Source organism: Mesorhizobium sp. M7A.F.Ca.CA.002.04.1.1, from assembly GCF_004022805.1.
Taxonomy (GTDB): Bacteria; Pseudomonadota; Alphaproteobacteria; order Rhizobiales; family Rhizobiaceae; genus Mesorhizobium; species Mesorhizobium ciceri.
In genome coordinates this window covers 1-1,511 of record NZ_RZPL01001010.1, presented here as the reverse complement: position 1 = coordinate 1,511, position 1,511 = coordinate 1, and the positions used below count along the sequence as shown (strand labels likewise).

The window sequence follows — 1,511 nt, the reverse complement described above, 5'->3', positions numbered from 1 at the left end:
ACAGCATCAGCACGCGGTCATCCGGCCCGACCAGCACGCAACCAAAGGGATGATGCCCATGTGCCGCCGCCTCGCGCGCGACCGCGTCGGCGGATCGAAGGTGGGCGAGCATCTGATCGCGTGTCATGGCAAAACCCCGGGACGCCGACATCCACCCGATGAGCGGCTCTTTGATCCGAGATTGCTGCCAAGCGATGCGAGTGGCAAGAGCGAACCGTGGCTTGAGACCTTTGCGCCGGGATATCAGACCTTTGCGCTAGAATCGCCGACCGGTCTTGGCGTCGAACAGATGAGCACAGGCGCGGTCGATCTCGATGCGCATCTGCGCGCCTTGCTTCAGCGCAAGCCGCTCCCGGAACAGGCAGGAGATTTCCTCGCCGGCGCAGTCGACCCTGGCGAAGATTTCCGAACCCGTGGCTTCCAGAAGCACGATCGTGCCGGCAATACCCTGGGAAATCGTTGCTCGGATATGTTCGGGACGGATGCCGTAGATGAGTTCACCCACGGGAATTTTTGCCAGGTTGATGCCTTCCGGCAGCGGCAGGGTCAGCCCACTGGCGCTGCGGAAAACGCCTTCCTCGACGCGGCCGGCAATGAAGTTCATGGCCGGCGAGCCAATGAAGCCGGCAACGAACAGATTGGCCGGACGGTCATAGAGGTCGAGCGGCGCACCGATCTGCTCGACAAGGCCGTCATGCAGCACGACGATCTTGTCGGCCATGGTCATGGCCTCGATCTGATCATGCGTGACGTAAATGGTGGTGGTGCCCAGCCGCTGGTGCAACGCCTTGATCTCGCCGCGCATCTGGACGCGCAATTTGGCGTCGAGATTGCTGAGCGGCTCGTCGAACAGGAAGACTTGCGGGTCGCGCACGATGGCGCGGCCCATGGCGACGCGCTGGCGCTGGCCGCCGGAGAGCTGGCGCGGATAGCGGTCGAGCAGCTTGTCGAGGCCCAGGATGCTGGCGGCCCTGCCGACGCGGCTTGCGGTGTCGGCCGGATCGGCTTTCTTGATCTTGAGGGCAAAGCCCATATTGTCGGCCACCGTCATGTGCGGATAGAGCGCGTAGTTCTGGAACACCATGGCGATGTTGCGGTCGCGCGCCCGCAGATTGTTGACGGTGCGATCGCCAATGGCGATCCTGCCGCCCGAGATCGTTTCAAGTCCGGCAATCATGCGCAGCAGCGTCGACTTCCCGCAGCCCGACGGGCCGACCAGGATGACGAACTCGCCGTCAGCGATATCGACGCTGACATCGTGGATAATCCTGGCCGTTCCGAAAGCCTTTTGCACGTTGTTGATTGTGACCGATGCCATTGGGTTTTCCTCGAAAAAGAGTGCGATGCCGTAGCGTGCCTTCAGCCGCCCTTGACGGCGCCCGCGGTCAGTCCGGCGACGATCTGCCTTTGTGCGAACATGGTCAGGACCAGTACCGGCAGTGTCACCACCAGGGCCGCGGCGGCGAGCGGCCCCCAGCTCACTTGCTCGTAGGAGAGCATGTTGTAGACGG

General features: G+C 62.9%; 1 protein-coding gene and 1 pseudogene. Both read right to left on the bottom strand.

Features of this window, described 5'->3' with window-relative positions; translation table 11 throughout:
- Positions 1 to 256: 256 nt before the first annotated feature.
- On the bottom strand, positions 257 to 1,318 hold the full coding sequence (gene ugpC / locus ENZ75_RS31560) for a sn-glycerol-3-phosphate ABC transporter ATP-binding protein UgpC (protein WP_013531803.1): 1,062 nt from the start codon (positions 1,316 to 1,318) through the stop codon (positions 257 to 259).
- A 41-nt stretch (positions 1,319 to 1,359) separates the two neighbouring features.
- Positions 1,360 to 1,511 (bottom strand): annotated as a pseudogene (locus tag ENZ75_RS35450) (carbohydrate ABC transporter permease); the annotation flags it as partial.

What these genes read in the sequence shown, in the direction of transcription:
- ugpC (WP_013531803.1), bottom strand. Translation starts at nt 1,318, where the DNA reads ATGGCATCGGTCACAATCAACAACGTGCAAAAGGCTTTCGGAACGGCC.